General features: G+C 43.6%; 22 protein-coding genes and 1 pseudogene. 11 read left to right on the forward strand and 12 right to left on the reverse strand.

Features of this window, described 5'->3' with window-relative positions; genetic code table 11:
- Positions 1 to 92: 92 nt before the first annotated feature.
- The 3 genes from LEP1GSC058_RS02650 to recN form a co-directional block, all read right to left on the reverse strand.
- Entirely contained in the window at positions 93 to 548 is a 456-nt protein-coding gene (locus LEP1GSC058_RS02650) for an ExbD/TolR family protein (protein WP_016547890.1), read from the reverse strand.
- Positions 549 to 550: 2 nt separating this feature from the next.
- Positions 551 to 1,156, reverse strand: coding sequence for a MotA/TolQ/ExbB proton channel family protein (locus LEP1GSC058_RS02655; RefSeq protein ID WP_016548196.1), 606 nt, complete (start codon positions 1,154 to 1,156; stop codon positions 551 to 553).
- Positions 1,157 to 1,284: 128 nt separating this feature from the next.
- Entirely contained in the window at positions 1,285 to 2,991 is a 1,707-nt protein-coding gene (gene recN, locus LEP1GSC058_RS02660) for a DNA repair protein RecN (protein WP_016548265.1), read from the reverse strand.
- Positions 2,992 to 3,430: 439 nt separating this feature from the next.
- Here recN and LEP1GSC058_RS02670 point away from each other — a divergent pair, with 439 nt between their 5' ends.
- The 3 genes from LEP1GSC058_RS02670 to LEP1GSC058_RS02680 all read left to right on the forward strand — a co-directional run bounded on the left by LEP1GSC058_RS02670 (position 3,431) and on the right by LEP1GSC058_RS02680 (position 5,561).
- Positions 3,431 to 4,135, forward strand: a complete 705-nt coding sequence (locus LEP1GSC058_RS02670; protein ID WP_016547787.1) for a hypothetical protein — start codon at positions 3,431 to 3,433, stop codon at positions 4,133 to 4,135.
- Positions 4,119 to 4,889 carry an SDR family NAD(P)-dependent oxidoreductase gene (locus LEP1GSC058_RS02675; RefSeq protein WP_016547847.1) on the forward strand — a complete coding sequence of 257 codons (771 nt, stop codon included), beginning with the start codon at positions 4,119 to 4,121 and terminating at the stop codon, positions 4,887 to 4,889. The genes LEP1GSC058_RS02670 and LEP1GSC058_RS02675 overlap by 17 nt, the downstream gene beginning before the upstream one ends.
- A gap of 369 nt (positions 4,890 to 5,258) precedes the next feature.
- Positions 5,259 to 5,561 (forward strand): ArsR/SmtB family transcription factor, encoded by a 303-nt coding sequence (locus LEP1GSC058_RS02680; RefSeq protein WP_010419051.1) that lies wholly within the window; start codon positions 5,259 to 5,261, stop codon positions 5,559 to 5,561.
- A 33-nt stretch (positions 5,562 to 5,594) separates the two neighbouring features.
- Here the strand turns inward: LEP1GSC058_RS02680 and rfaD are convergent, their stop codons facing one another.
- The 3 genes from rfaD to mutY are packed head-to-tail and all read right to left on the reverse strand — an operon-like array spanning position 5,595 to position 9,500.
- On the reverse strand, positions 5,595 to 6,563 hold the full coding sequence (gene rfaD / locus LEP1GSC058_RS02685; protein WP_016548020.1) for an ADP-glyceromanno-heptose 6-epimerase: 969 nt from the start codon (positions 6,561 to 6,563) through the stop codon (positions 5,595 to 5,597).
- Between the two features lie 13 nt (positions 6,564 to 6,576).
- Entirely contained in the window at positions 6,577 to 8,334 is a 1,758-nt protein-coding gene (locus LEP1GSC058_RS02690; RefSeq protein WP_016548123.1) for a UbiD family decarboxylase, read from the reverse strand.
- On the reverse strand, positions 8,331 to 9,500 hold the full coding sequence (gene mutY, locus LEP1GSC058_RS02695) for an A/G-specific adenine glycosylase (protein WP_016548189.1): 1,170 nt from the start codon (positions 9,498 to 9,500) through the stop codon (positions 8,331 to 8,333). The genes LEP1GSC058_RS02690 and mutY overlap by 4 nt, the downstream gene beginning before the upstream one ends.
- A 155-nt stretch (positions 9,501 to 9,655) precedes the next feature.
- Here mutY and LEP1GSC058_RS02700 point away from each other — a divergent pair, with 155 nt between their 5' ends.
- On the forward strand, positions 9,656 to 11,368 hold the full coding sequence (locus LEP1GSC058_RS02700; protein ID WP_016547904.1) for a methyl-accepting chemotaxis protein: 1,713 nt from the start codon (positions 9,656 to 9,658) through the stop codon (positions 11,366 to 11,368).
- 36 nt (positions 11,369 to 11,404) lie between these two features.
- Here LEP1GSC058_RS02700 and queG read toward each other — a convergent pair whose 3' ends face one another.
- Complete coding sequence (queG, locus tag LEP1GSC058_RS02705) at positions 11,405 to 12,343, reverse strand: tRNA epoxyqueuosine(34) reductase QueG (RefSeq protein WP_016548236.1); 939 nt, start codon at positions 12,341 to 12,343, stop codon at positions 11,405 to 11,407.
- A gap of 17 nt (positions 12,344 to 12,360) precedes the next feature.
- Between queG and LEP1GSC058_RS02710 the strand changes: the two genes are divergently transcribed.
- Positions 12,361 to 12,735 (forward strand): LIC_11502 family protein, encoded by a 375-nt coding sequence (locus LEP1GSC058_RS02710; protein ID WP_016548161.1) that lies wholly within the window; start codon positions 12,361 to 12,363, stop codon positions 12,733 to 12,735.
- Positions 12,736 to 12,743: 8 nt separating this feature from the next.
- Here LEP1GSC058_RS02710 and LEP1GSC058_RS02715 read toward each other — a convergent pair whose 3' ends face one another.
- From LEP1GSC058_RS02715 to LEP1GSC058_RS20610, 5 genes and pseudogenes are all read right to left on the reverse strand, one after another.
- Positions 12,744 to 13,667 carry a DUF350 domain-containing protein gene (locus LEP1GSC058_RS02715; RefSeq protein WP_016548298.1) on the reverse strand — a complete coding sequence of 308 codons (924 nt, stop codon included), beginning with the start codon at positions 13,665 to 13,667 and terminating at the stop codon, positions 12,744 to 12,746.
- A 13-nt stretch (positions 13,668 to 13,680) separates the two neighbouring features.
- Entirely contained in the window at positions 13,681 to 14,436 is a 756-nt protein-coding gene (gene map / locus LEP1GSC058_RS02720; RefSeq protein WP_016548107.1) for a type I methionyl aminopeptidase, read from the reverse strand.
- A gap of 6 nt (positions 14,437 to 14,442) precedes the next feature.
- Positions 14,443 to 14,676, reverse strand: coding sequence for a hypothetical protein (locus tag LEP1GSC058_RS02725; protein WP_010419029.1), 234 nt, complete (start codon positions 14,674 to 14,676; stop codon positions 14,443 to 14,445).
- Between the two features lie 233 nt (positions 14,677 to 14,909).
- Positions 14,910 to 16,925 (reverse strand): SpiroCoCo family coiled-coil protein, encoded by a 2,016-nt coding sequence (locus LEP1GSC058_RS20605; RefSeq protein ID WP_408605689.1) that lies wholly within the window; start codon positions 16,923 to 16,925, stop codon positions 14,910 to 14,912.
- Between the two features lie 231 nt (positions 16,926 to 17,156).
- Positions 17,157 to 18,491 (reverse strand): annotated as a pseudogene (locus LEP1GSC058_RS20610) (SpiroCoCo family coiled-coil protein); the annotation flags it as partial.
- Between the two features lie 62 nt (positions 18,492 to 18,553).
- On the opposite strand from LEP1GSC058_RS20610, the gene LEP1GSC058_RS02735 reads away from it, so the two are divergent.
- From LEP1GSC058_RS02735 to LEP1GSC058_RS02760, 6 genes are all read left to right on the forward strand, one after another.
- The gene (locus LEP1GSC058_RS02735; protein ID WP_016547813.1) at positions 18,554 to 19,339 is read left to right on the forward strand and encodes a class I SAM-dependent DNA methyltransferase; all 786 of its coding nucleotides are present in this window, start codon (positions 18,554 to 18,556) and stop codon (positions 19,337 to 19,339) included.
- Between the two features lie 70 nt (positions 19,340 to 19,409).
- On the forward strand, positions 19,410 to 19,712 hold the full coding sequence (locus tag LEP1GSC058_RS02740) for an STAS domain-containing protein (protein WP_016547894.1): 303 nt from the start codon (positions 19,410 to 19,412) through the stop codon (positions 19,710 to 19,712).
- A gap of 51 nt (positions 19,713 to 19,763) precedes the next feature.
- A complete protein-coding gene (locus LEP1GSC058_RS02745; RefSeq protein WP_016548167.1) occupies positions 19,764 to 20,678 on the forward strand; it encodes an ATP-binding cassette domain-containing protein in 915 nt (304 codons plus the stop codon).
- On the forward strand, positions 20,675 to 21,433 hold the full coding sequence (locus tag LEP1GSC058_RS02750) for an ABC transporter permease (RefSeq protein ID WP_016548299.1): 759 nt from the start codon (positions 20,675 to 20,677) through the stop codon (positions 21,431 to 21,433). Before LEP1GSC058_RS02745 ends, LEP1GSC058_RS02750 begins: the two co-directional genes overlap by 4 nt.
- On the forward strand, positions 21,430 to 23,124 hold the full coding sequence (locus LEP1GSC058_RS02755) for a GldG family protein (RefSeq protein ID WP_016548175.1): 1,695 nt from the start codon (positions 21,430 to 21,432) through the stop codon (positions 23,122 to 23,124). The genes LEP1GSC058_RS02750 and LEP1GSC058_RS02755 overlap by 4 nt, the downstream gene beginning before the upstream one ends.
- The gene (locus tag LEP1GSC058_RS02760) at positions 23,121 to 24,146 is read left to right on the forward strand and encodes a DUF4340 domain-containing protein (protein ID WP_016548116.1); all 1,026 of its coding nucleotides are present in this window, start codon (positions 23,121 to 23,123) and stop codon (positions 24,144 to 24,146) included. Before LEP1GSC058_RS02755 ends, LEP1GSC058_RS02760 begins: the two co-directional genes overlap by 4 nt.
- Positions 24,147 to 24,189 lie beyond the last annotated feature (43 nt).

Here is a 24,189-nt window from a genome sequence, read left to right on the forward strand (position 1 = left end):
CGCTTATCAACCTTTTTAGTAGGTTCTAAATTCCTCCAAAATACAGGAAAAACTTCTTTGGAAGATCCATCGTCTCCCCATCTATAGTTCGTTCATTTACCGCCGGGCTGACGTACCATCGATAAATTGAATCTAGTAACGCCCGCCTCATTTACTTTATCTATGACTTTAACGATGGTTTGGTAATTCGCCCCGCCGTCACCTCTGATGATAACTCTATTTTTACTGGCTTCCTTTTTGTCCTTGTCTTCAGGACCCATGAAAACCTTGATTTTATCCGTCAATTTTTCCAGAGCGACAGGATCCGTATCTTTATCCAAGAAAATCTTTCCATCCTTATTGATGGTAATAACTAACTCATCTTTCTTCTTTTCCTGTGCGGTGCTGGAAGAACGCGGTAATTCAATTTTAATTACGGTCGATTTTTCCAAGGTCGCGTTCATCAAGAAATAAATAACGATAAAGCAGATAACGTCGATCATAGGCGCAAGCTCGATCTGTCCGGCTCGATATCCGTTGCTTTGACTTCTCCACTTCTTGAATCTCATCGTTATTTCAAATACCTTAAGGCTTGCTCGGAAAGGGTTTCCATTTCGGAAATCGCGTCATCTTTCTTCTTTTGAAAAAAGTTATTAAAAATATATGCTGGAATGGCAACGGCCAACCCCATTGCGGTAGTAATCAAGGCTTCACTAATTCCGACTTCCGCGCCTTTTGTTCCGGAACCTTCCGCAAACGAACGGATAATTCCGACGACGGTTCCCAATACTCCAAGCAGAGGTGCAATTGTCGCGATGGTAGCCAAAGCGGAAAGAAATTTATCCATCCGTTGGATCTGGCTTAAACCTTGGCTTAAAATTTCATCTTCCACTGCCGAAGTCTTTCTCTTAAACTGAGCAATACCGGCCTGAATAACTTGGGATGTAGGCCCTTGACTTAAGCTACGAAGGAGATCCGAAGCGGAATCAAAATTCTTCTCGTTCAATAGGTCTTTTACTCGTCTCCATTCGTCGGGCGAAAGAGCTTTCCAACGCGAAAAAAATATCAGTCTTTCAATTATGATTGTGAACCCAATAATCGAAACTAGAAGAATTAAAATCGGGATCGTTTCCGGAGGAATGATGGAAACCAAAGAATCTGTTTTGGCAAGAATCATGTCGGTCGAGGTTCTCCAAGGAGTAGAGTTTCTGACTCGGCTGTAGCTGCCAAACGATTTTTAGAAAGAATGCTTCCTTTTTACCGGAGACTATCGTCCCCAGTATAATTCATTGGAAGAGTGTCTAATCATACCGCCTTTTTTTTCAGCAACTCTTTCGCGTGGTCAAGAGCACCCCGCGAAACATTCTGACCCGAGATCATTCTAGCAAGTTCCAAGGTTCTCTCTTCCATCCCTAAAAATTCAGTGTCAGATAGAGTTCTACCTTCTTTCACCTGCTTACTCACTTTGAGATGATGATCGGCTGCGGCGGCAATTTGTTGCAAGTGAGTGACAAGAAGAATCTGATGAGTCTTCGCTAAAGTTCGTAATTTCTTTGCAACATCCATCGCAATCTCCCCGCCTAGACCGGAATCGATTTCATCCAGCACCAAGACTTTTCCATCATGATTCGAGCCTAATACACTTTTAATGGCTAGCATTACTCTGGAAATTTCTCCTCCTGAAGCGATTTTGCGTAGAGGTCGCGGCTTTTCTCCGGGATTCGGACTGAAATAAAATTCCGCTTGGTCGAGTCCGTATTCGTTGACTACGTACGATTTTCCTTGGGCCTCGACTTCCCCTTCCGCACTGGATTCCCAACGCAATACGACCTGAATCCCTGCCCCAGACATACCGAGGACATCCAATTCGGATTTAAGTCTAGTTTCGAAACGGTTCAAGGATTCCCGCCTTGCCTTGGACAATTGCATACATAATTGAGCCAGCTTCTCCGTTGCCTTTTTCTTCTCTCTCTCAAGGGATTGCTTCGAATCCATATTTTGCGCTAACGCTTCGAGCTCGTTTTCCGCATTTTTTTTCGAAAGTAAAATTTCTTGAATACTCGCTCCATACTTCTTCTTCAACTTTTGTATCAAATCCAATCGACTCTGTACATGTGCCAATCTGTCCGGCGAAAAAAAGACTTCATCCTTCTGGTCTTGCGCTGTTGTGTTAATTTCACGGAGAGTAACGTATGCTTCTCGAATAGAAGATTCCAATTCGGAGTAATCTGAATGAATCGCCTTCATCTTCTCCGCTGCCACCAAAATGCGAGGAAAAACGCTCAAAACCGCATTTTCACTTTCCGACAGTAGTCCGGCGATTATCTCTAAGTTCTCGGATAGACGCTCTCCATGAGAAAGAAGCTTTTCTTCTTTCAATAAATCGTCTTCCTCTCCTTCCTTTAAACCTGCTGCTTGAATTTCATCGATTTGGTACTGAAGAATCTCCTTTTTCCGATTCTTATCGCCGTAATTCGCCTCAATCTCCTCCAAACGCTTCCGCAAACTCCTATAGGTTAAAAATGATTCTTTCACTTCCGAGCGAAGGGGATATAAACCTGCATAGGTGTCTAAGATATCGATCTGCTGCGTTTTGTCTAAAAGGAGAATCTGGTCGTTTTGGTTATGAACCTCGGCAAGCAATTCTCCTAGGCCGCGTAATACTTGGGCCGATGATAAGGTATGATTAATTTGAATCTTGGATTTTCCATCTCTTGAAAATTCCTTTCGCAAAATAAGTTCCTTTCCTTCAAAAGGGATTCCTTTTTCCTGCAGCCACTCTTTAGCAGGCACATTTGCGCTGATATCCCAAACAGCCTCTAAAATATATTTGTCGGCTCCGGTTCGAATGTCAATCGCACTGCTTTTTCCTCCTAACAATGACGAAACCGCATCTAATAATAGTGACTTTCCCGAGCCAGTTTCGCCGGTAATTGCAGTTAACCCGGTCCTAAATTCAATCTGAGCCGATTCAAGTAAGGCGAAATCCCGGACCAATAACATCTGAAGCATATCAATAACCTACTCAATTAATTACTATTTATTAGTATAGCTATAGATTTTTGACAACTATTTTTTTGTATAGTATTTCTAAAAAGTCTCCGTTCTTGAACCTGAAAATAGACCCAAACTGACGGAACGAACCTAGGGAGGTTGAAAATGAATCCCCCGAAAGGATTATTTTTCCCAAAAATACAAAAGTATTCCGAATTTGTAAGGTGAAGAATTTACAAAAGGATGGAATTCGACTAAGTTTCGACTAATTTACCCTTTTTAGCAAAAATCGAATATAAGACAAAAATCAATTTCAATCCTGAGAAGGTTCCCGATTACTTTAGAATAAATTACCTTTTTGTAAGAATTCCAAAGGCTGGACAGTTCGGATTTTTGATTGCATGAATCCGGGAAATCGAAAGACTGGACCTCGATCCTCACTCCTCGAAGGACGAGCATGGCAAAAAACTTTAAACATTTAGACGCCCAGCTCACTGACTATATCAAAAGCCGTTCCCGTATTTCCGTTCAATCCTCCCGAATGAATTCTAAACTAGAAAAGTACGTTTTACGTATCCTTACTGAAGTTTTAGAGAAGGTCGGACAATCTAGATACATTGAAATGCTTTATACCATTACTAAGGAAATGGCAATCAATGGAGTCAAAGCAAACCAAAAGCGGGTCTTTTTCGAGGACTTAGGCGTGGATATTCAAAATCCTGAACATTATGACCAAGCCCTTTCTAAATTTAAGGAAAATTTCTCGGAAAAAATGGCGGATGAGTTTGGGAAACGATGTCTAGCTCGTGGAGTTTACGTAAAAATCAACGTAGTTTATAGCCCGGACGGTTTGGTCGTTGAGGTAGCCAATAATACTCCTGTCATCGAGATCGAAGAAGTTCGGATGCGGGAGAAAATGAAAAAGGCGATGGAATATAACGATATCGCCGAGTTCTATATGGATAATATGGATAATACGGAAGGAGCGGGACTCGGAATCGCTTTAATTATGATTTTATTAAAAAGCGAAAATATAGACCCGAACCTTTTCCGGATCCAGACGCAGGCTTCCGAAACGGTTGCTCGTGTCGAAATTCCCTTCACCGACAAATACATAACAATAAGAAGTAAGGAAATCAACCAAGTTGGAAATCACAGGTAAAACCGCAGTAATTACCGGTTCGGCCGGAGGCCTAGGCAAAGCGATGGCCGAACATTTTGCAAAACTAGGCGCTAACATCGTTCTCTCCGATATCTCGGAAGAAAAATTGGCGGAAGCTTTACGGGATATAGAGGCGATAGGCGTGAAGGCGATCGCAGTTAAAACGGACGTTTCCAAGGAAGCGGATGCAGAAGCGCTCATGGAAAAGGCCGTTTCAAAATTCGGAAGCCTGGATATCGCAGTATTGAATGCAGGAATTCTGCGAGACGGATTACTAGTAAAAACCGATAAACAGACCGGCAAAGTTGCATCCAAACTTTCCTTATCCAATTGGCAATCCGTAATAGACGTCAATTTAACTGGAGTTTTTTTAACTGGAAGAGAAGCAGCCGTACAGATGATCAATACCGGCTCTAAAGGAATCATCATTCCAATAGCGTCTGTTGCAATGCATGGAAATCCAGGCCAGACTAATTACTCGGCCGCAAAAGCCGGAGTTGCCGCAATGACTAGGCTTTGGGCGAAAGAACTAAGCCGTTACGGAATTCGCGTAGCGGGAATCGCTCCGGGCTTTATCGCCACTGAGATGGTCATGAAGGATATGAATCCTGAAGCATTAAAAAAGTGGGAAACTCAAATTCCGATAGGGAGACTCGGCCACCCGACTGAAATAGCTGAGACTGCAGCCTTTATAGCGACGAACGAGCTTGTCGACGGAGTCGTCCTTGAAATTTCCGGCGGAGTGAAAATTTAAGCCTTCGCCTAACTAACTCCGAGCGGAGGAACTTCAATGAATCCGCTTTTTACTTCTACAACAATGTCCATTTTAAAATTTCTCTCTTAATTCTTCAGAATATACTAATTTTATACCGAAGTATGCAATCCTACGTATCCCCTCTTCGGCTCAAACCCGAAGGACCTGTAGAATTACATAATATTCGAATTTTTCCAAGCCGTACATTCAAATAGAATATTAATGTAATCTTTTACCTTTATAATATCATAAAAATATCATAATTTACACAATTAGACATAACGATAAAAAACCCTTAATTAAAGCGTAAATCCTTGAAAAAATGCGACTCTCCTATATTATGGATTCAAACTCTATTGAAGGAAAAAAATGGCAGCCCAAAAGTTAGAAATCAAGAAAGCCCACCTGGACTCGACCATCCGCGGATTAAAAGCAGTAGCTCATCCTGACAGATTAAAAATTCTACTGTATTTATCTAAAAAAGAACACAGCGTAGGCGAGTTAGTCGACGCGTTAGGAATTAGCCAATCTGCTGCTTCCCAACATCTGAGCAAGATGAAGGAAGCCGGATATCTTGGAAGCAAGAAAGTGTCCAATCAAGTTTTCTACTCCATTAAAGACCAGAAATTCAAAAGTTTCGCCAAGTCTTTACTTCAAATTTTCTCGAAGTAAGAACTTACCACTCCCGGGGGCCTTCCGGCCCCCTTAATCTGATTGGGTTTGCAGAAGTTTTACATAATCTGCAATCGCAGTTTTAAGATCCGTAAAGCCCTCGACATATCCCGTTGACAGTAATTTGTCGGTAGAGGCCTTCGTATAATATTGATACTTTGCACGGAGACTCTCGGGCATATCCACGAATTCTATCTGACTCTTCCGATTCAGAGCGTTGAATAAGCCGTTCGCTAAATCCATCCAAGTCTCAGCCGCGCCCCGCCCTACGTTGAATAGGCCGAAATGATTTCCGGAGAATAGATGGATTGCAATTTTAGCGGCATCTTTCACGTATAAAAAGTCGCGCTTCTGTTCCCCGTCTTTATATTCAGGCTTATAAGATTTAAATAATTTGATCTTTCCTTCCGAAAGAATTTGCTCGTATCCTTTCAAGACGACTGACCGCATATCGCCCTTATGCGATTCTCCGAGGCCGAATACGTTGAAGAATTTTACTCCGATGATCTTCGAGAGATACCCCTTCTTTTGGGCATATAAATCGAACATATGCTTGGAATAACCGTACATGTTCAGCGGGCGCAAATCGGTAATCGGGGCTTTATCGTCATATCCGAAAATTCCGTCTCCGTAAGTAGCGGCCGACGAAGCATAAAGAAAATGAACGCGCTTGTCTAAGCAAGCTTCCGCTAATACTTTCGTGTATTCGAAATTGTTTTTGATCAGATAGGATGCATCCGATTCCGTCGTAGAAGAACAGGCACCCATATGTAAAACATGAGTATAGCCTTTCGGTAATTGCCCGGAAAGCACTCTCGATAGAAAGTCTTCCTTCTCAAGGTAATCGGTATAACATAGGTCTCGTAAATTTTTCCATTTGGATAAGATTCCCAAGTGATCCACGATTAAAATATCTTCTACGCCTCGCTCGTTCAAAAGACGCACCAGGTTGCTTCCGATTAAACCCGCTCCGCCGGTAATAATAACTCGAATCTTAGACATACGTTCCATACGATCAAAGGGAATTTAAAAGTCTACCAAATCTATCTTCGACTCGTTTTGCTATCTTAGGATCCGGTTCGAGAACGGCAGGATACCAATCTTTAAGACGAGCGTCGATGACTACCGGCGAAGAAAAAGATAGATGATTCCTTCGAACTTGGAAATTTCCATGGATGTCCGCAGCAGGTTCAAATCGAGTAAATACATTCCAGATGAAATCGTGATCCGATGCGGTTGCTCCTTCCGAATCATCCACCAAAAATACGAATGTAAACCCCCGAATTGCCGATTCCTTTAGCAGAAGTTCCGCAAGCTTATCTCCGCGTTTGTAAGGAGTTCCGGAAACGACGAGTGCCCCCGGGCAATAGACCTTCGGCTTTTTAAATTTAGAATTTTTAAAGGAGGTATCGATTTTGGATTTTAATTTTCGAAGTTTACTTCCTACTCCTAAAAAGATCGCCTTACTCCCTTCGTTCACCTTCGGTCCGGTATAGTCCAACGTATCCTGTGCGATATTCGAGAAAATATGTAGGTCTGTTTCCGGATCGAACCTTTCAAGAATCGTCGAAAATACTTTTTTGAAATCCTTAAGTTCGACTTCCTGATCCGTTACCATCAGAACTTTCGTAAGGGAGAGCTGGCCTTCCCCTAATATCCGCAAGGCGCCCATGAATGCTTCTTTCCTATATCGTTCCTTTACGATCGCCGCAGCAAGGGAATGAACGCCGGATTCTTCGTATGCCCAAACCCCTTTCACTTGCGGCATAACTAAAGGAAATAAAGGAGATAATAAATCTTGTAAGTATTCCGCAATCCAATGATCTTCCTGAGGAGGACGTCCAACTACGGTGGCGGGCCAGACTGCATCCTTTCTTCGAAAGATACGATCCACTTCGAATACCGGATAATCGTGCTTAAGTGCATAGTATCCGTAATGATCACCGAACGGCCCTTCGGGTTTTCTGATATTCGGAGGGATTTTTCCGATTAAGGCAAAATCGGCATCCGCAACGATGGGTAGAGGACTTAATTCCGGTTTGCGGGAAATTCTCAATCTCTCTCCTAATAATAGGGACGCCAAAAGAAATTCACTGATTTCTTCAGGAAGAGGCGCTACCGCGGCAATGGTAAGGGCCGGAGGACCTCCTACGTAAATATGAGCAGGCAACGCTTGACCGTTTTTTTCCGCCTCATGATAGTGAAATCCCCCGCCGCGATGAATTTGAATATGCATTCCGGTTTGTTTCGGTCCGTGAAACTGGATTCGATACATCCCTAAATTTCCCTTTCCGGTCGAAGGACTCTCAGTATAAACCAGAGGCAGGGTGATAAATCGTCCGGCATCCTTTGGCCAGGATTTGATTGCAGGAAGTACATCCAAATTATCCTCTTCGGTTTCTAAAACGGCTGGAGAAGAAATTCTGCGGAGACCGATTTTAAGAGCCGACCATGCCAAGGATCGGGCCTCCCAAATTTTTCCGAACGTAGGCGGCAGAAGATGTTTTGCAGAATACGCAATCCGTCGGACGAAACGTTCCGGGTCCTCACCGAAAGCGATATGAATCCTTTTTTCGGATCCGTACAAATTCGTAGCCACCGGTATTTTAGATCCAATTACATTCCGGAAAAGTAATGCAGGTCCCCGTTTAGCGACGACTCTTCTCTGCAATTCGGCAAGCTCTAAAATTGGATCAATCGGATCCGTGATTTCCAACAATTCCTTATGTCTGGAAAGCTCCCGAAGAAAGTCTCCCGTTGATCTAATATTCATATGCGTTTATCGCCTTTTGATTTCTTTGTTAGGGCATGAATTCCGGGCAAAGTCGGCGTTTTCCCGGAAAAAGCGGATTTAATTTTTCCCGCGATCGACGAAGGAAACTCGGTTTCCAGATCATCCCAATTACACCATTTAAAATCCACTTCATCATGTATTTTTCGAATCGAATCGACGAGATCATCGGATTGTTTGGTAGAAATCGAAGCTTCCCATATCGAGCCTATAATTTTATGATGCGTGATCGTATGTCTAAATTTCATTCCGGTATCCTGAAAGGTAAGATCAAGGTTCGTAACCGGATCCGCAATATAGGGAGATTTTCCCTCCCATGAAAAAGGTAATGTGAAAATAGTCTTGAAAAATCTTCTTTTAGAATATCGAAGTAAAAGAATACCCGCCGGCGCTCTGATGATCAGAAATCGAATGCCCAGCTCAATTTCTTTGTATTTCTTCTCAGCGATCGGAATTTCCTGCTGAACCCCTTCTTGGTAGGCTTTACATTCTTTTTGCACAGGACATTCTTTGCAAAGAGGATTCGTCGGTAGGCAAATCCTAGCTCCCAATTCCATAACGGATTCATTATGATCTCCGGGATATTCCCTATCCAGAAATTGATCCGCTAACTCCTGTAAAATCGAATTTGATTTTGTAGAACTTCCCCTAAATAAAAAAAGGCGCGAGAGGACTCTTTTAGCGTTTCCATCCAAAACTGCCAAAGGAACATTATAAGAAATCGAAAGAATCGCACTTGCAGTATACTGTCCGACTCCCGGTAAAGAAAGCGCTTCCTCAAGAGTCCGCGGGAAGATCCCGGAAAATTCGGAAACTAACTTTCGAACTCCTTTGTGCAGATTCTTCGCCCTTGAGTAATAACCTAATCCTTTCCAATGCCGAAGGACCTCCTCTTCGTCCGCCTCCGCCAAATCATTCGGTTCGGGAAATCGTCGCAAAAAAGATTCGTAAAGCGGAATCATCGTAGTAACTCTGGTTTGCTGAAGCATTACTTCGCTTACCCAGGTCGAATACGGCGTTCGGTTCTTTCGAAACGGAAGATCTCTTTTTTCCCTCAAAAACCAAGTGCGTAATTTAGTCCGAGCCGAATTTAGAAAATTTTCTTCGTCGAATTTGTGCAGAGAATTAAGAGAACTGGAAAACACCATCGCTTCTTTCCATTTGATGATCTTGTTCGACTAGGGAAAGGAGTTTTCGTTCCTTCCGGAATTGATTTTGTTCGGGAGAATTCGTGGAGAAGATCGATGATTGCGGGCCTGTTAAAGGGAACACACCGACTTAATTTAGGAGAACTACTGGTAAAATGTTTGCAAATATGAGTATAGCCAACCGGTTGCGCGGATCCTTTTTCCTAATCGTTCTAATTTTACTGGTTATTGCCAGCGTGGGAATTGTTTCCTTGGATCGAGTCTTCGAAGCGATCAATGGGCCGATGCGTGAGGCGATTCTCAAAAAAGATTTGGCCTCTAAACTCCTTAGAAGTACGATCGAAATGGAATTTAGGCAAGTCAAAGCTTTCAGGCTCGATAAAGCGAATGAAATTCAGGAAAGCCCGGGAAAGTTTCTAACCGAATTCCGAGAAAAAACCGATCGCGATCTTCGAACTCTGGAGCCGCTTATAAAAAGGCCCAAAGGTATTAAATTATTAAAAGAATTCAAAAAAGAACGAGAACATTATCTAAGCATTCTAGAAAAAATTTTGGTTTTACAAAGCTCGAAAGCCGGGCTGACCGAAGTCACATCATTCTTTCATTCGGAAGTGGACCCCTCTCAAAAAAAACTTACTCATTTGCTGGATGAAATTTATTCCTTTCAGGCGGAAATATTGGAATTAGAGACGAACGAGCTGCAAAGAATTCAGAAAATCAGTTTTTGGTCGGATCTAATCCTATCCGCTTTTGCCCTAATCGGTGCAATGGGATTGTCCTGGGTCATCGTTCGAAGTATTACGTTACCGTTAAACCACGCCTTATCTGCCTCGGAAACCGTCGCCTCCGGAAATTTAAATATAATCTTAGATACGAATCGAAAAGATGAAACGGGAAAATTGCTCTCTTCGATGGATATTATGGTAGGTAATTTGAAATCTCTGATTACCGTCGTAAGAGATACCTCGCAAATTGCGAAAGAAAGCTCGTTCGAAATAGAAGCTCAAGTTGAAAGCGTAAATAATACGTCTCAACAGATTGCAGCCGGTTCGGAAGAATCTTCGGCGTCGTTAGAAGAGTTATCGTCTTCTTTTCAAAACGTAGCCTCGGCAGTCGAACGTGAAGCGAAGCTCGCAGGACAAATCGACTCAAGGTCGCAAAATTTCGTAAAGCAATTGCGCGAAGTGGAAATCTCTCTATCCGATTTGGTAAAAACCTCGCAAGCCGCCGAAATCTCCGCCGAAAAAGGAAAGGCAACGGTCTTAAAAGCGACGAAAGCCATGGAAGATATACGTGGAATTTCCCAGCAAATTCGAGGCATTGTCGATATAATCACTGAAATTTCAGAACAAACTAATTTACTTTCTCTGAATGCGTCTATCGAAGCGGCGCGAGCGGGAGAAGCCGGAAAAGGATTCGCAGTCGTTGCTTCCGAAATCTCGAAGTTATCGACAAGGACGAATGAAAGCGTTAAGGGTATCCAAGATTTGATTTCCAGCACTGATGGAATCGTCGAGCTGGGGACGCAAAACGTAGGAGAAGTGATACTTTCGATCGAATCCGTATCCGAAGACATTCGGAGTATCCATGCCGCTTCCGAATCGGTAATCACTGCATTGGGCGAACAACTTCGTTCTGCGGAAGGCATCTCCGCTACGATTCGCGAAGTTTCCGAACTTTCGTCCGAGGTTGCAGAGGCCACTAAGGAACAAAAAGCTGCCGTTGCGGAAATCAGCGAATCTATGCAGAATTCCACGGCGGAGGCGCAAAGATTAGCTTCCATTTCACAGAAATTAGCAAGCCAGGCTCAGGGTTTAAAAGCGAGAACCGAGCAACTGGATTCTAATTTATCCCGGTTTCAAATTTAAGCGCCGAGCTACTCCTAAATTTATCTCCGCATACGTTTATTCTGAACTCGCAGAGATGAGATTACGACGAAATTGCGCGTAAGAGATGCGATTGACAGCGGCATCCGAGAATTGCCGCTGAAATTCCTCCTCGGTAAGAGCAAGTATGATCGGTCCGGGTGACCTAAAGAAATCGCGAACTCTGAACTCTTCGATTTCAGTAGCCGCCCCTCTTCTCTTCGCTTTTACCCGATTCCAGGGGCATACTTCTTGGCAGATATCGCAGCCGTATACCCACCCGTGTAACCCTTCAACGGTGGGAGAACGATCTTCGATCGTCTTATAAGAAATACATTTACGTGCGTCTATTTGGTACGGTGCGAGCGCTCCGGTTGGACAAGCCCGAATGCATTCATCGCAGGTTCCACATCGATCCTTGGCAGAGAGGGAGGCAATTCGGAGAGGAAGGTCCGTAAAGATTACCGTTAAAAAAAAGTAGGAACCGATCTGTTCGTTTAACAAATTTGTATTTTTTCCGATCCACCCCAGGCCGGCTTCTCTCGCTAAAATTTTTTCAGGAACCGGCAAAGAATCCACTCCCTGTCTAAAAACGTTATTCGGAAACCTGTTTCTGAGAATATCCATCACATCCCGAGCGGATTTTTTTAGTACGGTATGATAGTCGGTACCGGTCGCATATCTGGAAAAACGAAACGGCAGCTTGGAAGTAATCTCTTCGTAGTCCGGATCCGAATAAAGTGCCCCTAAAACGAATACGGTCTCGGCCTGAAATCCTAACCCTTCCAATTCTAATCTGAGTTTCATATTCCGCGGAAACCAGTCCATCTTCCCGTGTCTGCCGTCCTGAACCCATTCTAGAATATTTCGTTTATCCACATCCGGCACGATCGCTTTTGCGGCTCCGAATAATTGAAAGCCGTTTTTATGAGCGATTGATTCCAATTCGGGTAGAAGTTCTTTACTTTCCATGAACATAGCTTTATAAAACCAATATGGATACCGGAGAAAACGAATTAGATCTTCCTCTCTCCGTTTTAAGCGGCGGGATCCCGATACAGGATCTCCTTACCGCAGCAAAGGAAGCGGGAATTCCCGCGCAAATGAACAACAGCTCCCTCTTGAACCGTTGCTTATTGGCAGGATTAGTCGGCGCCTTGAAAGGATTCTCGGAACGCGAACTTTCTCCGTTCCTTCCGACGCATAAAATCATTTTTCCCGAAATTAAGAATGAACTTACCGAAATTTTTTCCAGCCTTGCTATCGATGAATCGGACGGACCAAGCTGGTTACGGGAATCCTTCGAATACGGAACCAAAAAAGTCTATCATCTCGAGTGGAAATTGTATTCCTCCCAAGAATTATTTTAACCTAATTTCTAAACCGCAAAGAAGATAATCGCGGAAAACGAAACTAGTACGACCGCTTCCAATAAACCTGCCCCGAAATTCTGATCTTCGGCTATCTCATGCTTTAAGGTCGATCCGGATAAGATAACTCTTCCCGCAAAAAAATGGAGGACAGGGATGACCAAAAACGCAAAGCATAAATCTAGCAGAAGCAGAATGCCAGTTTGCATAATTGAATCGAATTCTCGAAATAAGGCTCTCGTCAAAAGAATTCCGATCGCGAGAAGCGCTCCTGCAAATGCAATTCCAGCGGCTAAATTTTGTTTGGATTCTAACTCGTCCTTTAACTTATACGGAATCCAGAGTTGATAGTAGAACGTAAAAAGAATCATCCCCAATTGACCGATCAAAAAGAAAACTACGGATAATATGGCACCGATTAAGGTTCGTTCCCAGATAGGGGAAATCGACAACCCTAATCCCCCGGGAAAAACTTTCGATCCTATGTCTCCGTTTAAAGCGGCGGCGATAAAAAAGGAACTAGCGATCGTTCCCCCGAACAGTACCGTGCCTACGGCCAAATTTTTGTTTTCGTAAACTTCTTCTTGAGCGTCGATTCCCCGAAGGATGAATGCGTCGTTTAACCATTGGGACACGAGGAGCAGGACTACGCCTAAAAGTGAATATGCCGAAACTTGAATTACGTCGCCTATCAGCCCCGTCCCATCGCCAGGATGGGATACAATCGTGATGAATAGTATGATGATTCCGAGATAATATCCGGAAAGACTTAAAGCCAAAGCGCCATTATCTGAACGGACAAGTTCTTCATCCAATTTTCTAGGTTCAAGCCAATCTTTGACTTTTTTTCCGATATAAAAGACAAGAAAGCCGAGTAAAAAGAAAACTAAGTCCTTTCCTAATAAGGAAAGATATTTCCAGACAAAATCCATGCCCTCCAAGATACTACGGGAGGGTTAAAATTTCATAGCCTTTTTCGGTGACAAGTATCGTATGCTCGAACTGAGCGGACCATTTTCCGTCTTTTGTCGTGACCGTCCAACCGTCTTTCTTGGAAAAAATAACTTCCCAAGTACCCAAATTCACCATGGGTTCGATAGTAAAAGTCATTCCGGGTTCGAGTTTAGTCAATTTCCGGTTGGATCGGAAATGAGGGACCTGTGGTTCTTCATGAAATCCGCGACCGATACCGTGGCCCATAAGATCTCTAACGATCCCATAACCTTTTGGTGTCAGATAATCATCGATTGCATTCGCAATATCACTAATACGATTGCCGGGTTTGACCTGCTCGATTCCCACCCACATCGCCTTTTCCGCATCCTGAACTAAATGCTCCACTTCGGGAGTACTTTTACCGCCGACGATAAATGTTCGAGAGGAATCGCCGTGATATCCATCCACGATCGGAGTGACATCGATATTAACGATATCTCCGGATTTTAAAACGTCGGTTGCCTTGGGAATCCCATGACAGACAACCTCGTTGATGGATGTACAGACCGATTTCGGAAATCCCTTGTATCCCAAGGGAGCCGACTTGCCTCCGTTCTTTTTAGTGAACTCTTCGCAAAGATCATTGAGTTCTAATGTACTAACTCCGGGTTTGATATACCCGGAAATATAGTCCAAAAGTCTGGCGGCTAGTTTCCCTGCCGCCCTCATTTTCTCGATTTCGGTCTTGTTCTTGATGTAGATCAAGAAAGCTTAGAAGTCGGTGGGTCGAACCGTCGTACGTTTGTTCGCCTCGGTCCGTTTCAGAGCATCGTCGATCAGAGCGTATAGCTTCTCATTCAAACCGTCGACAGCATCACCGGAGGTCATGAAACCTTTCGATTTGATATAGGCTTTCACCTTGCTTGCGACGATGAGGGTATCCTTTTCAGCGCTTTGAGCCATGGAATTCTTCCTCTTAACTGTAGTTTTCTTTTTTTGTACCATATCAACGTGCTTTGAGAGCTTTCTCCTTTCTCATCCGGATTTTCCGGAACGTATCGGTTATACTTAGATACGTTTCCAAAAGCCTTCAAAAAAGGAACTACTTTCGCTAAAGCTCCTTGATTATTTAAAGTTACCTTTATTTAAAAAAGCAGTCTCCTTTGATCGTAAACGCATAATATGATACAAGTAGGAACGAGACATATTAGGCCGAAAGATTAGGGTCAAGAACAAAATCATCCCCTTTTTGCCGCCTCGCTCTGAATAATTGTTTGAACTAAGGAAGTTTCCAAACCGAGTTTTTCGGCGATGGTTTCCGGCTCCCAATGAAAGTTATGAAATAAATTCAAGACTGTGGCTTTTTTTCTACTTACCATCGGATTCTGCTCCGAGGACTTTCCTGTTTTGCCTGTGACCGGCTTTTGAGCGGTCGTCTGAACTACATCTAAAAATGATGATAATTTTTCGAACGTGTCATCCGCTTCGGCAAGGAGACTTTCCAACTCGTCTTTAACCGAGCTTGCACCTTCGCGAAGATCCTCGACCCGTTGTAGCAGCGTGCTAGTTTGTTTATGCCGCTCCGATAGCTCGGCCATCAGATCTTCGACCTTATCGAACTTTGCTTCGACGGAAAGAATCTCTTCCTTTCTACCGGCCAAAAATTCCAATCGCTCATCGGTTTTACGCAGCGTATTGGCTACTTCTTTCTCTCTCGCTTCCATCACGGAAATTTCTTTTTCCAGCTCGCGAATTCTTTGAGCAACCTTGGAGGAAGAATCTTTCTGTTCTCTAGTTTCATCCGTTAGACTATGCAATTCTTCTCGAACCTCGTCCAAATGACCCAATCTACTTTCAAGATCCACGAATTTCGACTCCATGTCGGACGCACGACTCCCGGCCTCTTCCAACTTTTGGATCGTTTCTTCCCAATGAGAAGATTCCTGAAGCATTTTAGAAAATTCCTCTTTCAGACTCTCCGCCTTTCCGGCAACGTCCAAAATTTCACTTTCGCGCTCTTCGGCTTTCTCCAGGCGAGCTTCCAGTTCTTCCTGGTATTGCTTGAGTCTATGAAGATTCTTATCTAGTTCGATAGTTAAGGCTTCCGAATGATTCGCTTCCTCTACAGCCGCCCTCATCCGTTCTACGAACTCCTCGGAACGATCGATCATTTCTTTTACATCTATGAATAAGACCGATTTGGACTCCGCCTCTTGCATCTTATCGGAAATTTCTTGAACGGAGCTTCGAAGCGCCTCGGCTTCGACCTCGAGTTCGCTGAAAAGGGAATTTTTGGCCTCTTGGATTTCATGAAGATCGGATTTTAATTCTATCTGCAGCCTGCGATATTCTTCCTGTGCGACTCGAAATTCTTCCCGGCCGGAACGTAGAAATTCTTCGGAGGATGCTTCGGTCTCCCGCAGCAAATTGCGAACTTGGCCCTGGAAGCCCTTCATCTGGTCTTCGCTTTCCCGTTTGCCGGCTTTCAATGCTTCTTCTAAATTCCGTTTTACATCCTGTAAATGTTTGGAGATCCGTTCTTCCAGTTGGCCTAATTGAACATGCCCCTTATCAAGAAGAGCGGACAATTGCTTATTAATTTTTGAGTCTATGGTTCCGTTCAAACGACCGATTTTTTCTTCTTGTCTTTCGAAGAATTCTTCGGCAGATTCGCGTAGCCGATCCAAAACGAATGCGGCCTCTTCGGCGGCGTGATCCAATTCCGCTTCGGTCGAAGTCCGAATTCTTTCGGCCTGTGCTTCCAGGAGCTTTTCATTCTTTTTGATTAAATTTTCGAATTTATCTCCGATTTCGGAATAATCTTCTTTTAAGGAAGAAACGAGATTTTGTCCTTCCGTTTTGATTTCCCTAAATCTTTGAGTCAGCTCTTCGCGAACGTCTTCCCCTTCCTTGCGGAAATTGGTTTTATATTTGGAAACAAATTCCTCGATCTTATCCCTTTGGGAAGCGTAGACCTTACCGAACTCTTCCAGAAGTTCCGTGCCGCGAAGATGGATTTGGCCTAGCCTTTCTTCCAATCCTTGGATGGCTTCTTGAGTATGGTTCTTGAGCGAAACTACTTCGTCTTCCCAAGAACGACCGAAATGCTCCAATCTACGATCCATTTTGCGGAATTCTTCATCTATGGTTCCGTTAAGTTGGGAAATTTTTTCCTCAGCATCTCCAAGAATGTCGCCGGCACTACTTTCCATAGCGGAACGAATATCTTTTACGTAAGCGTCCATTTCCCTCATGCGGGTGGAAACCTGGACATCGAAGGATTTTAGGTTTTCGCGAATTTGATCCCATTCTAAGCGGAATCTTTCGGAATGAGAAGCATGCAAGGCATGAACTTCATCTTCCAAGGTGCCGCGGATCTCTTCTATTTTGGAACGGGATTTTCTTTCCTCTTCGTTTCTAACGATTTCCAATGTGGAATGAAATTCTTGGGCCGAAGCAAAGACTTTCTTGCGAAGTTCTTCCGATTCCTCTCGAAGAGAGCCCAGCTCTTCCTCCAAGGAATCTCGAACGTCTTCGATACGCGTACGTGCCTTCTTTTCCTCGTCTCCGCGAGCGACTTCCAAGGAGGAATGAAACTCTTTCAAACCGAAAAGAATTTCCTTCCGTAAATCGTCTGCCTCGCTTCGAAGCGAGGAACTGATTCGATTAAATTCCTCTTCAAAGGAATCGATTTGCCGCGTCAGATCCGATTTACGCGAATCGGCTTGCTTTAGCAGCTTATTCTCAGCTTCCAAATATTTTTCTTGGAAGATATTAATGGAATCGTTAATGCCTTCTGCTTGCCTGCGGGTCTCATTTAAAATTTCATCCCGTCGAGTCAGAGTTTCCAGACTCATACCTTCGATTTCTCTACGAATCGCATCGATTTCGATCTTAACTCCGTTAAGATACGCTTCTTTAGAATGTATGACCTGCTCTAAAATTTGATCGAATTTTTGCCGAAGGACGGATTCGGATTTTACAAACAGATCTTCCAGCTTTCGAGCCGCAAGCTCTCCTTTCTCATCCACTCTCGAATCCATTCGATCGATTTTTTCGGTTACGGTTAAGAAAGCGGTTTGAATTCGATCCGTTTGAGCGTCCAAATCCTCTTCTTTCGCTTTCATGGAATCCAAAAGATTCGACACTTCTTCCCGAGCTAATTCCACTTTGCCGACGGTATCGCCCATGATAGCTTTAGTCTGAGCTTCCAATTTCTGACGATAGGATTCGCTTAATGAATCTAATCCGATTTCGACTCGATCGGCCTTCGCTTCTAACAACCCTTCCAGCTCTACGATTTTAGAGGCTAATGATTGCAGGATATCATCCGATCTAAGATTAATTTTTTCCTGGAACGCGCCTAATAGAGATTCCGCCTCGGAGCGAAGTTCCTGAATTCTGATCGTGACTCCGTTTAAATCCTTTTTACCGCTTTCTAAACGGCCGAGGCCGTCTTGGATGGATTCGGATTCTTTTCGAATATCTCCGGAAAGATGGACTACTTCCTTTAAATCCAATGTTACTGCGCTTAAAAATTCCCTATTGGAACGAATGGTTTCCAATAATTGCCGCGATTCGTCGTTTAAAGTGCGAACTTCTTCGGCCAGCTTGCGAGTCTGTTTAAGAGAAATCTCCAATTCTATGCCCGAATCTTTAACGGACTGGATTTTCTCCATTGCGATTTCTTGCAATTCTTCCTGCAGCTTTCCTGTATAACGTTTGATTTGGCTCAGCTTATAATTCGACTTGTCCATCCTACGAAGTAGGATAGTTATGCCAACGCTAGCTAAAAAGGGAAAAAGGAGTTCTAGGCCCATAGTTTTTAGAGCTTCCGGGTAAAGCTTCGAAAAAGCGCTTCCTGAGAATTATGTCGCATCAAATGGATAGAAATACTGGTAACCAAGCTAAAAGATCAAGAATTATTTCTCATACCGCGCAAAAAAAGCCTTATACCGCTTTTTCCGGCGTTTATGACCAGGTCATGAGGGGAGCCGCGTATCGACTCTGGGCTCAAGTAGCTTTGGGCGCCTACTCCACTGCAACCGGAAATTCAATTCCATTAAAAATCCTGGATTTAGGCTGCGGAACCTGCGCGCTCTGGAAGGAACTCCCATCTCGATCGGAAATTTGGGGGATCGATGCCTCCCGAGAAATGCTTTCCGTAGCCGAAAAGCGTCAAATTCCCGGGAATCGACTGCAAGCAAATTTACTATCTCTTCCTCCCTTGCCGGCTCCCTTTGATTTAATCCTGTCAGTGCATGATACGTTCAATTACTTCCTGGATGAGGGGCAGTTACGCAAAATCTTTCGGGAAATTTCCGGTCTTTTAGGAGAAAAGGGAATCTTTTTCTTCGATGTGAGCACCGAAAGAAACTTCGAAAAGAATTTCGACGGCGCGATTTTAGAAGAAACTCATGACGATATTCGCCTCCTTTGGGAAAACGAGTATTCTAAGAAAGACATGATTCTGACTACAAGGCTAAAATTTAAGGAAAAGGGAACGGAAATCGAAGAAGTACACCTTCATAAAGCATATCCGACCGATGTCTGGAAATTTTTATTGGAATCTTCAGGATTGGAGATTTTGAAAATCGGCTCCGATTATCGTTCTTGGAAAATCTCCCCCAAGGCTGAATATCTAAATTTCGTATGTAGAACTGCATAAATGTAATTTCTTCAGAAATTCTTGTAGAATATTTAAGGTTTCTCAGTCTATTTGAACAAACGACTCAATTATGGCAAAACTAGAACTCCAAGGAAAGCAGGGCACGGTTCGGTTTGATAACCAGCTTTTGGACGGGTATGAAAAAGTTTTCGATGAAATTTCAGACCATGCATCGCGAGCTCAATTTCAGAGTTTGATTTTGGATTTAACTTCCACTAGAAAGATTACCTCGAGTGGAGTTGCAAAACTTCTCACTCTTAAAAATCTTATGGATCATTTCGGAATTAAGTTGGAAGTCGTAAACCTACACCCACCCCTACTCGACGTTCTCAAGAAATTCAAAGTCGACTTAATGTTAAAGATCCGTTCCTAAACATCGGGAAAAACGGTTGCGAGCGACGGGACATGAATAGACCGTACTCGAATGGGTTCCCTTAAGGCGAATCGACTCACAAAATCATTCTCCAATCAGTCGGCCCTTATCGAGGTAGGTTTTTCTATCCCTAAAGGGCGAATAACCGGTCTCTTAGGTCCGAATGGAGCCGGAAAAACCACCACGATGCGCCTACTTACCGGATTCCTGGAACCCGATACCGGAACCGTCTCTTATGGAGATATCTCACTATCCGAAGATCCGATTCAAATAAAACGGAACCTTGGTTATTTACCCGAATGGGCGCCCATCTATCAGGACTTAACGGCACAAGAATATCTCGAATTCATAGGGAGAGCAAGAGGGTTACAAGGCGGAATTCTACAGCATCGAATCCGGGAAATGAGAGAATTATGCGATTTAGGAGATCATTTTTTTTCGGAGATAGGAACCCTTTCTAAAGGATTTAAACAGCGCGTCGCATTAGCGGGCACGTTAATCCACGATCCGGAATATATAATTTTGGACGAACCGAGTTCCGGCTTGGATCCGATACAAATCGGTCAAATCCGATCGATCATTCGTTCCTTTGGAAAAGAAAAAGTTCTCGTACTTTCCACTCACATACTCCAAGAAGTGGAGGAGATTTGCGATCACGTTTTGATTCTCCACAAAGGGAGATTAATAGCGGATGTGAGCGTGAAAGACATCAATCGAGGCGATTCGATTTTGCTCATCGCTAAAACGGACTTAGAAACTCTGGGACATTGTTTTAAAAATACCGATATCGAGATTTTGGAATCGAAAAATATCGGAGAAGCCACGGAGTTTCATCTTCGATCAAACACGCATTCTTCCGAGTTTCTATTCGAAAGAATTCGCTCGGCTACCTTCCCCGTTTTGGAATTTCGTCCCGTTAGACGTACCCTCGAATCGGTCTTTCAGGAATTGACGGCGATTTCATGAACCGTTCTCCGCGAATTTTCGAATTCCATGCCAATGTAAAGGCCGTTTTTTCCAAGGAATGGATCGGCTATTTAAACACTCCGATCGGATATATCTTCGCGATTCTATTTCTTCTACTCGCATCTTTTTTATTTTTCTTCGGATTAGGAGAAGACTCGTTCTGGGATAGAAACGTCGCAAGCATGGAGCAATTTTTTCTCTGGATCCCTCTCCTTTATATCGTATTTATTCCGGCAATCACGATGCGGCTTTGGTCCGAAGAGGAACGAACCGGAACGAGGGAGATATTGTTTACGCTTCCTTTAAGAGAATATGAAATCGTGTTCGCTAAATTTTTAGCGGCTTGGCTTTTCCTAGGGTTAGTTCTCTTAACGACTTTTTCGATTCCGTTTACCGTTTGGGCCTTGGGCGACTTGGATTTGGGCGCTACTTTTGCAGGATATTTCGGCTGTTATTTATTAGGAAGTTGTTATATATCGATAGGTCTATTGATTTCGGCTCTGACGAAAGATCAGATCAGCGCATACTTATTAACGATGTTGGCCTGTTTGTTTTTCTTTTTACTCGGATATCAGCCCGTCCTACGCTTTTTAGGCGGAGCCGCAGCTTCCCTCGCATCCTTTATTTCTTTATCCAGACATTTCGAGCCGTTTCGATTGGGAATTTTAGACGGCAAAGAAATCTTTTATACCGTAAGCTTCACGATAACGGCATTGGTCGCTAACGTAATCGTACTGTTAGGAAAGAAAAGATGACGGATTTGCTGAAGCCTTTCCTGGAAATCTCCAAACATCGATGGTTTCTTCTTGGGAATCTTTTTCTTTTTTTCCTTTTAATGAATGGAATCGTTTCTTCCGGAAGTTGTCGTAAAGATCTATCAAGATCCGAGCGTTTCGAACTTACCGTCAGCACCCGAAAGCTGTTGGAGAATTTGGAATCAACCCTGTACATCGACGCATTCTATTCCTCCAAGGTGCCGGGAGAATATAAGGCTAGATTGGATCTGACAAAGGAAATGTTAAGCGAAATCGCGGCGGTCGGAGGAAAGAAAGTCGTGCTCCGTTTTTTTGATCCCGATTCCTCTCAAGAAGAAGCTCAGAAAGCTTCCGAATCGGGAGTCGAACCCCAAATTCTGCAAAAATCCGACCGTGATTCAGCTTCGGTTAAGCAAGCGTATTTGGGGCTGACGCTCACTATAGGTTCCGAAACCGAAATTCTACCTGTGGCATTTTTCGCCGAGCAGATCGAATACCAAATCTTATCCGGAATTCGAAAAATACGGAGAAAAAACCAAGACAGCGGATTAGTTCTTCTAAAAACGAATGGAAGTTTAAACCCGCAAAATCCCGGTCCGGGTTCCGGTAAAGACACTGTCGGGGTTTTTGTACACCAGGTTTTAGAAACCGAAATCGGAATGATTCCCGAATTGAATTTGGAATCGGACGAAATTCCGGAAGGAACTAGCGCTCTACTCTGGATCGGGTCCGGCTCGCTATCGCAATTGGAGAGATATAAGATCGATCAATTTTTAGTGAGCGGTGGAAGCTTGATCCTCCTTTCAAAAACTATGGACTTCCGAATGGAATCGTCCGGCAATAGAATGGGAATCTTAACGGGAGAAACAGGGGCCGGAATGGCTCAAACGGATTCGTTTGCCCAAGATTTAAGTTCATTCTTAGAACATTATGGAATTCGAATTCTATCGAATATCGTCTTAGATCCCGATAATTCCCTGCCGATGGGTCAACTTATAGAAGTCGAACCCGGTGTTCTCGGTAAATATCCCTATCCTCCTTGGATTGTCGCCAGTCACAAAAATAATACTCTTAACAACGAAAGTCCATTTACTAAGGATCAGGAAAATTTACTTCTCCCTTGGAGTTCTAGCATAGAACTGATTCCGGGAAAACAGAAAAGTGCCCCGGGGACTCCGTTGATTTTCAGCGGTCCTGACGCGGAAATTCGTTCGGACCGGGTCATGTTGGGCGAGAAGCAGCTTCAGCAGACGCCGATCCGGCCTAACGGAGGTCCTTTTCTGCTCGGTGCGATTGTTGAAGGCCCTATCGAATCCTATTTTGCGGATAAACCTCTCCCGAAAGGAGTCGGCAAAAACGGATTTCTTTCCAAATCTCCGAACGATAGAATCGGAAGAATTCTCGTAATAGGCACACCGTATCTTGTCTCCGATATTTTGGCATTTCCGGACTACCGAGAGATATTCCGAGATACGAATATTCCGTTTCTTTTAAATTCTATCGATATACTAAGCGGAGAAACCGATCTACTGGCGGCCAGAAGCAAACAATCCTTGATCCTCAAAATGAGCCCGGTTTCTCCTAAAATGGAAATCTTCGCAAGTTTAATGAACGTATTGGGGATTCCCTTGTTTGTAAGTCTTTACGCATTCTTGCGCCTTCGCAGAAGAAGAAGGAACAGGCCAAGATGAAATTACCCGAATTCTTTTTTAAGACTTGGGGATACCTCAAGTCGAATCCGGGAATCTCCCTTTTTCTAACCAACCTATTTTTAGCCTTAATCCTATTATTGGCGAGGGACCCCTGGGAGGCATTTAAAGATACGTACGCACACGCCGATCCGTTTTTTCCCGTGACGGAATCGGATATAGCGAAAGTCATAATTGGAAGAAAAGGAGAAGCGGTCGTTCTAGCCCGAACCATCGATTCATGGGAAGTCTCTCTCCCGAACGGCACGGAAGGCCAAGGGGATAATGAAAGAATAGAAACTTTCTTAAAAGGAATTCTTGCATTACGAAAATATACTCTTTTGTCTCAAGGAAATGCGCCCCGATCTTTTGCGCCGGAGTTCGGATTGGACGGCGACGAACCTAGCGTGGAAGTATTCGATGCTTCCGAATCTAGTCTGGGAATTCTGTATTTAGGCTCGTTAGCGACTCGACATGCAGGTATGTACGTGCTCGAACCGAAGTCTGGGAAAATCTGGCTCGTGCGGGAAAATCTGAAACTATTATCGGGTAATAGTAAACCGGATTATTTTTTCTCCAGAAGTTTGATTTCGGAAGCCATATCCGGGACTCCGATTCAGTCGGTTCGCTTAACATTCTCGGGACATCCTGAAAAGAATTTTTCCTTGGTCAATTCGGCGGGTGAATGGAATTTATCCGCTGCGGAATTCTCCAAACCTGCCGCTGTGGAAGAAGTAAATGTTTTTATTGAAGCTCTATTCCGACTGAAAGCGGATGAAATTCTATTCGAGAACAAAGAGGAAATTGTTCCGGTACGAAGCGATGAAAACTTTCAAATAGAACTGAAATCCGCATCCGAAACCGAACTTCTTTCCCCGATCGGCAAAACAAAGCAAGGTAGCTGGATATTCCGACGTAAAGACCTGAACTATAAGTTGATTTTAGATCCCTGGACTCTCGAGCCTATCTTACGAAAAGACTTGGCGGACTTTACTTCCTATAAGGGAGCGCATTCCTTCCAGTAGCGGCATCGAGGAATCATTGATTGACAACTATCGAGAACCTAGG

This window comes from Leptospira fainei serovar Hurstbridge str. BUT 6, assembly GCF_000306235.2.
Lineage (GTDB): Bacteria > Spirochaetota > Leptospiria > Leptospirales > Leptospiraceae > Leptospira_B > Leptospira_B fainei.

Bases quoted from the DNA above. Each gene is read 5' to 3' on its own strand.
- LEP1GSC058_RS02650 (WP_016547890.1), bottom strand. From the start codon at position 548: ATGAGATTCAAGAAGTGGAGAAGTCAAAGCAACGGATATCGAGCCGGA.
- LEP1GSC058_RS02655 (WP_016548196.1), bottom strand. From the start codon at position 1,156: ATGATTCTTGCCAAAACAGATTCTTTGGTTTCCATCATTCCTCCGGAA.
- recN (WP_016548265.1), bottom strand. From the start codon at position 2,991: ATGCTTCAGATGTTATTGGTCCGGGATTTCGCCTTACTTGAATCGGCT.
- LEP1GSC058_RS02670 (WP_016547787.1), top strand. From the start codon at position 3,431: ATGGCAAAAAACTTTAAACATTTAGACGCCCAGCTCACTGACTATATC.
- LEP1GSC058_RS02680 (WP_010419051.1), top strand. From the start codon at position 5,259: ATGGCAGCCCAAAAGTTAGAAATCAAGAAAGCCCACCTGGACTCGACC.
- rfaD (WP_016548020.1), bottom strand. From the start codon at position 6,563: ATGTCTAAGATTCGAGTTATTATTACCGGCGGAGCGGGTTTAATCGGA.
- LEP1GSC058_RS02690 (WP_016548123.1), bottom strand. From the start codon at position 8,334: ATGAATATTAGATCAACGGGAGACTTTCTTCGGGAGCTTTCCAGACAT.
- mutY (WP_016548189.1), bottom strand. From the start codon at position 9,500: ATGGTGTTTTCCAGTTCTCTTAATTCTCTGCACAAATTCGACGAAGAA.
- LEP1GSC058_RS02700 (WP_016547904.1), top strand. From the start codon at position 9,656: ATGTTTGCAAATATGAGTATAGCCAACCGGTTGCGCGGATCCTTTTTC.
- queG (WP_016548236.1), bottom strand. From the start codon at position 12,343: ATGTTCATGGAAAGTAAAGAACTTCTACCCGAATTGGAATCAATCGCT.
- LEP1GSC058_RS02710 (WP_016548161.1), top strand. From the start codon at position 12,361: ATGGATACCGGAGAAAACGAATTAGATCTTCCTCTCTCCGTTTTAAGC.
- LEP1GSC058_RS02715 (WP_016548298.1), bottom strand. From the start codon at position 13,667: ATGGATTTTGTCTGGAAATATCTTTCCTTATTAGGAAAGGACTTAGTT.
- LEP1GSC058_RS02725 (WP_010419029.1), bottom strand. From the start codon at position 14,676: ATGGTACAAAAAAAGAAAACTACAGTTAAGAGGAAGAATTCCATGGCT.
- LEP1GSC058_RS20605 (WP_408605689.1), bottom strand. From the start codon at position 16,925: ATGAGGGAAATGGACGCTTACGTAAAAGATATTCGTTCCGCTATGGAA.
- LEP1GSC058_RS02735 (WP_016547813.1), top strand. From the start codon at position 18,554: ATGGATAGAAATACTGGTAACCAAGCTAAAAGATCAAGAATTATTTCT.
- LEP1GSC058_RS02740 (WP_016547894.1), top strand. From the start codon at position 19,410: ATGGCAAAACTAGAACTCCAAGGAAAGCAGGGCACGGTTCGGTTTGAT.
- LEP1GSC058_RS02745 (WP_016548167.1), top strand. From the start codon at position 19,764: ATGGGTTCCCTTAAGGCGAATCGACTCACAAAATCATTCTCCAATCAG.
- LEP1GSC058_RS02750 (WP_016548299.1), top strand. From the start codon at position 20,675: ATGAACCGTTCTCCGCGAATTTTCGAATTCCATGCCAATGTAAAGGCC.
- LEP1GSC058_RS02755 (WP_016548175.1), top strand. From the start codon at position 21,430: ATGACGGATTTGCTGAAGCCTTTCCTGGAAATCTCCAAACATCGATGG.
- LEP1GSC058_RS02760 (WP_016548116.1), top strand. From the start codon at position 23,121: ATGAAATTACCCGAATTCTTTTTTAAGACTTGGGGATACCTCAAGTCG.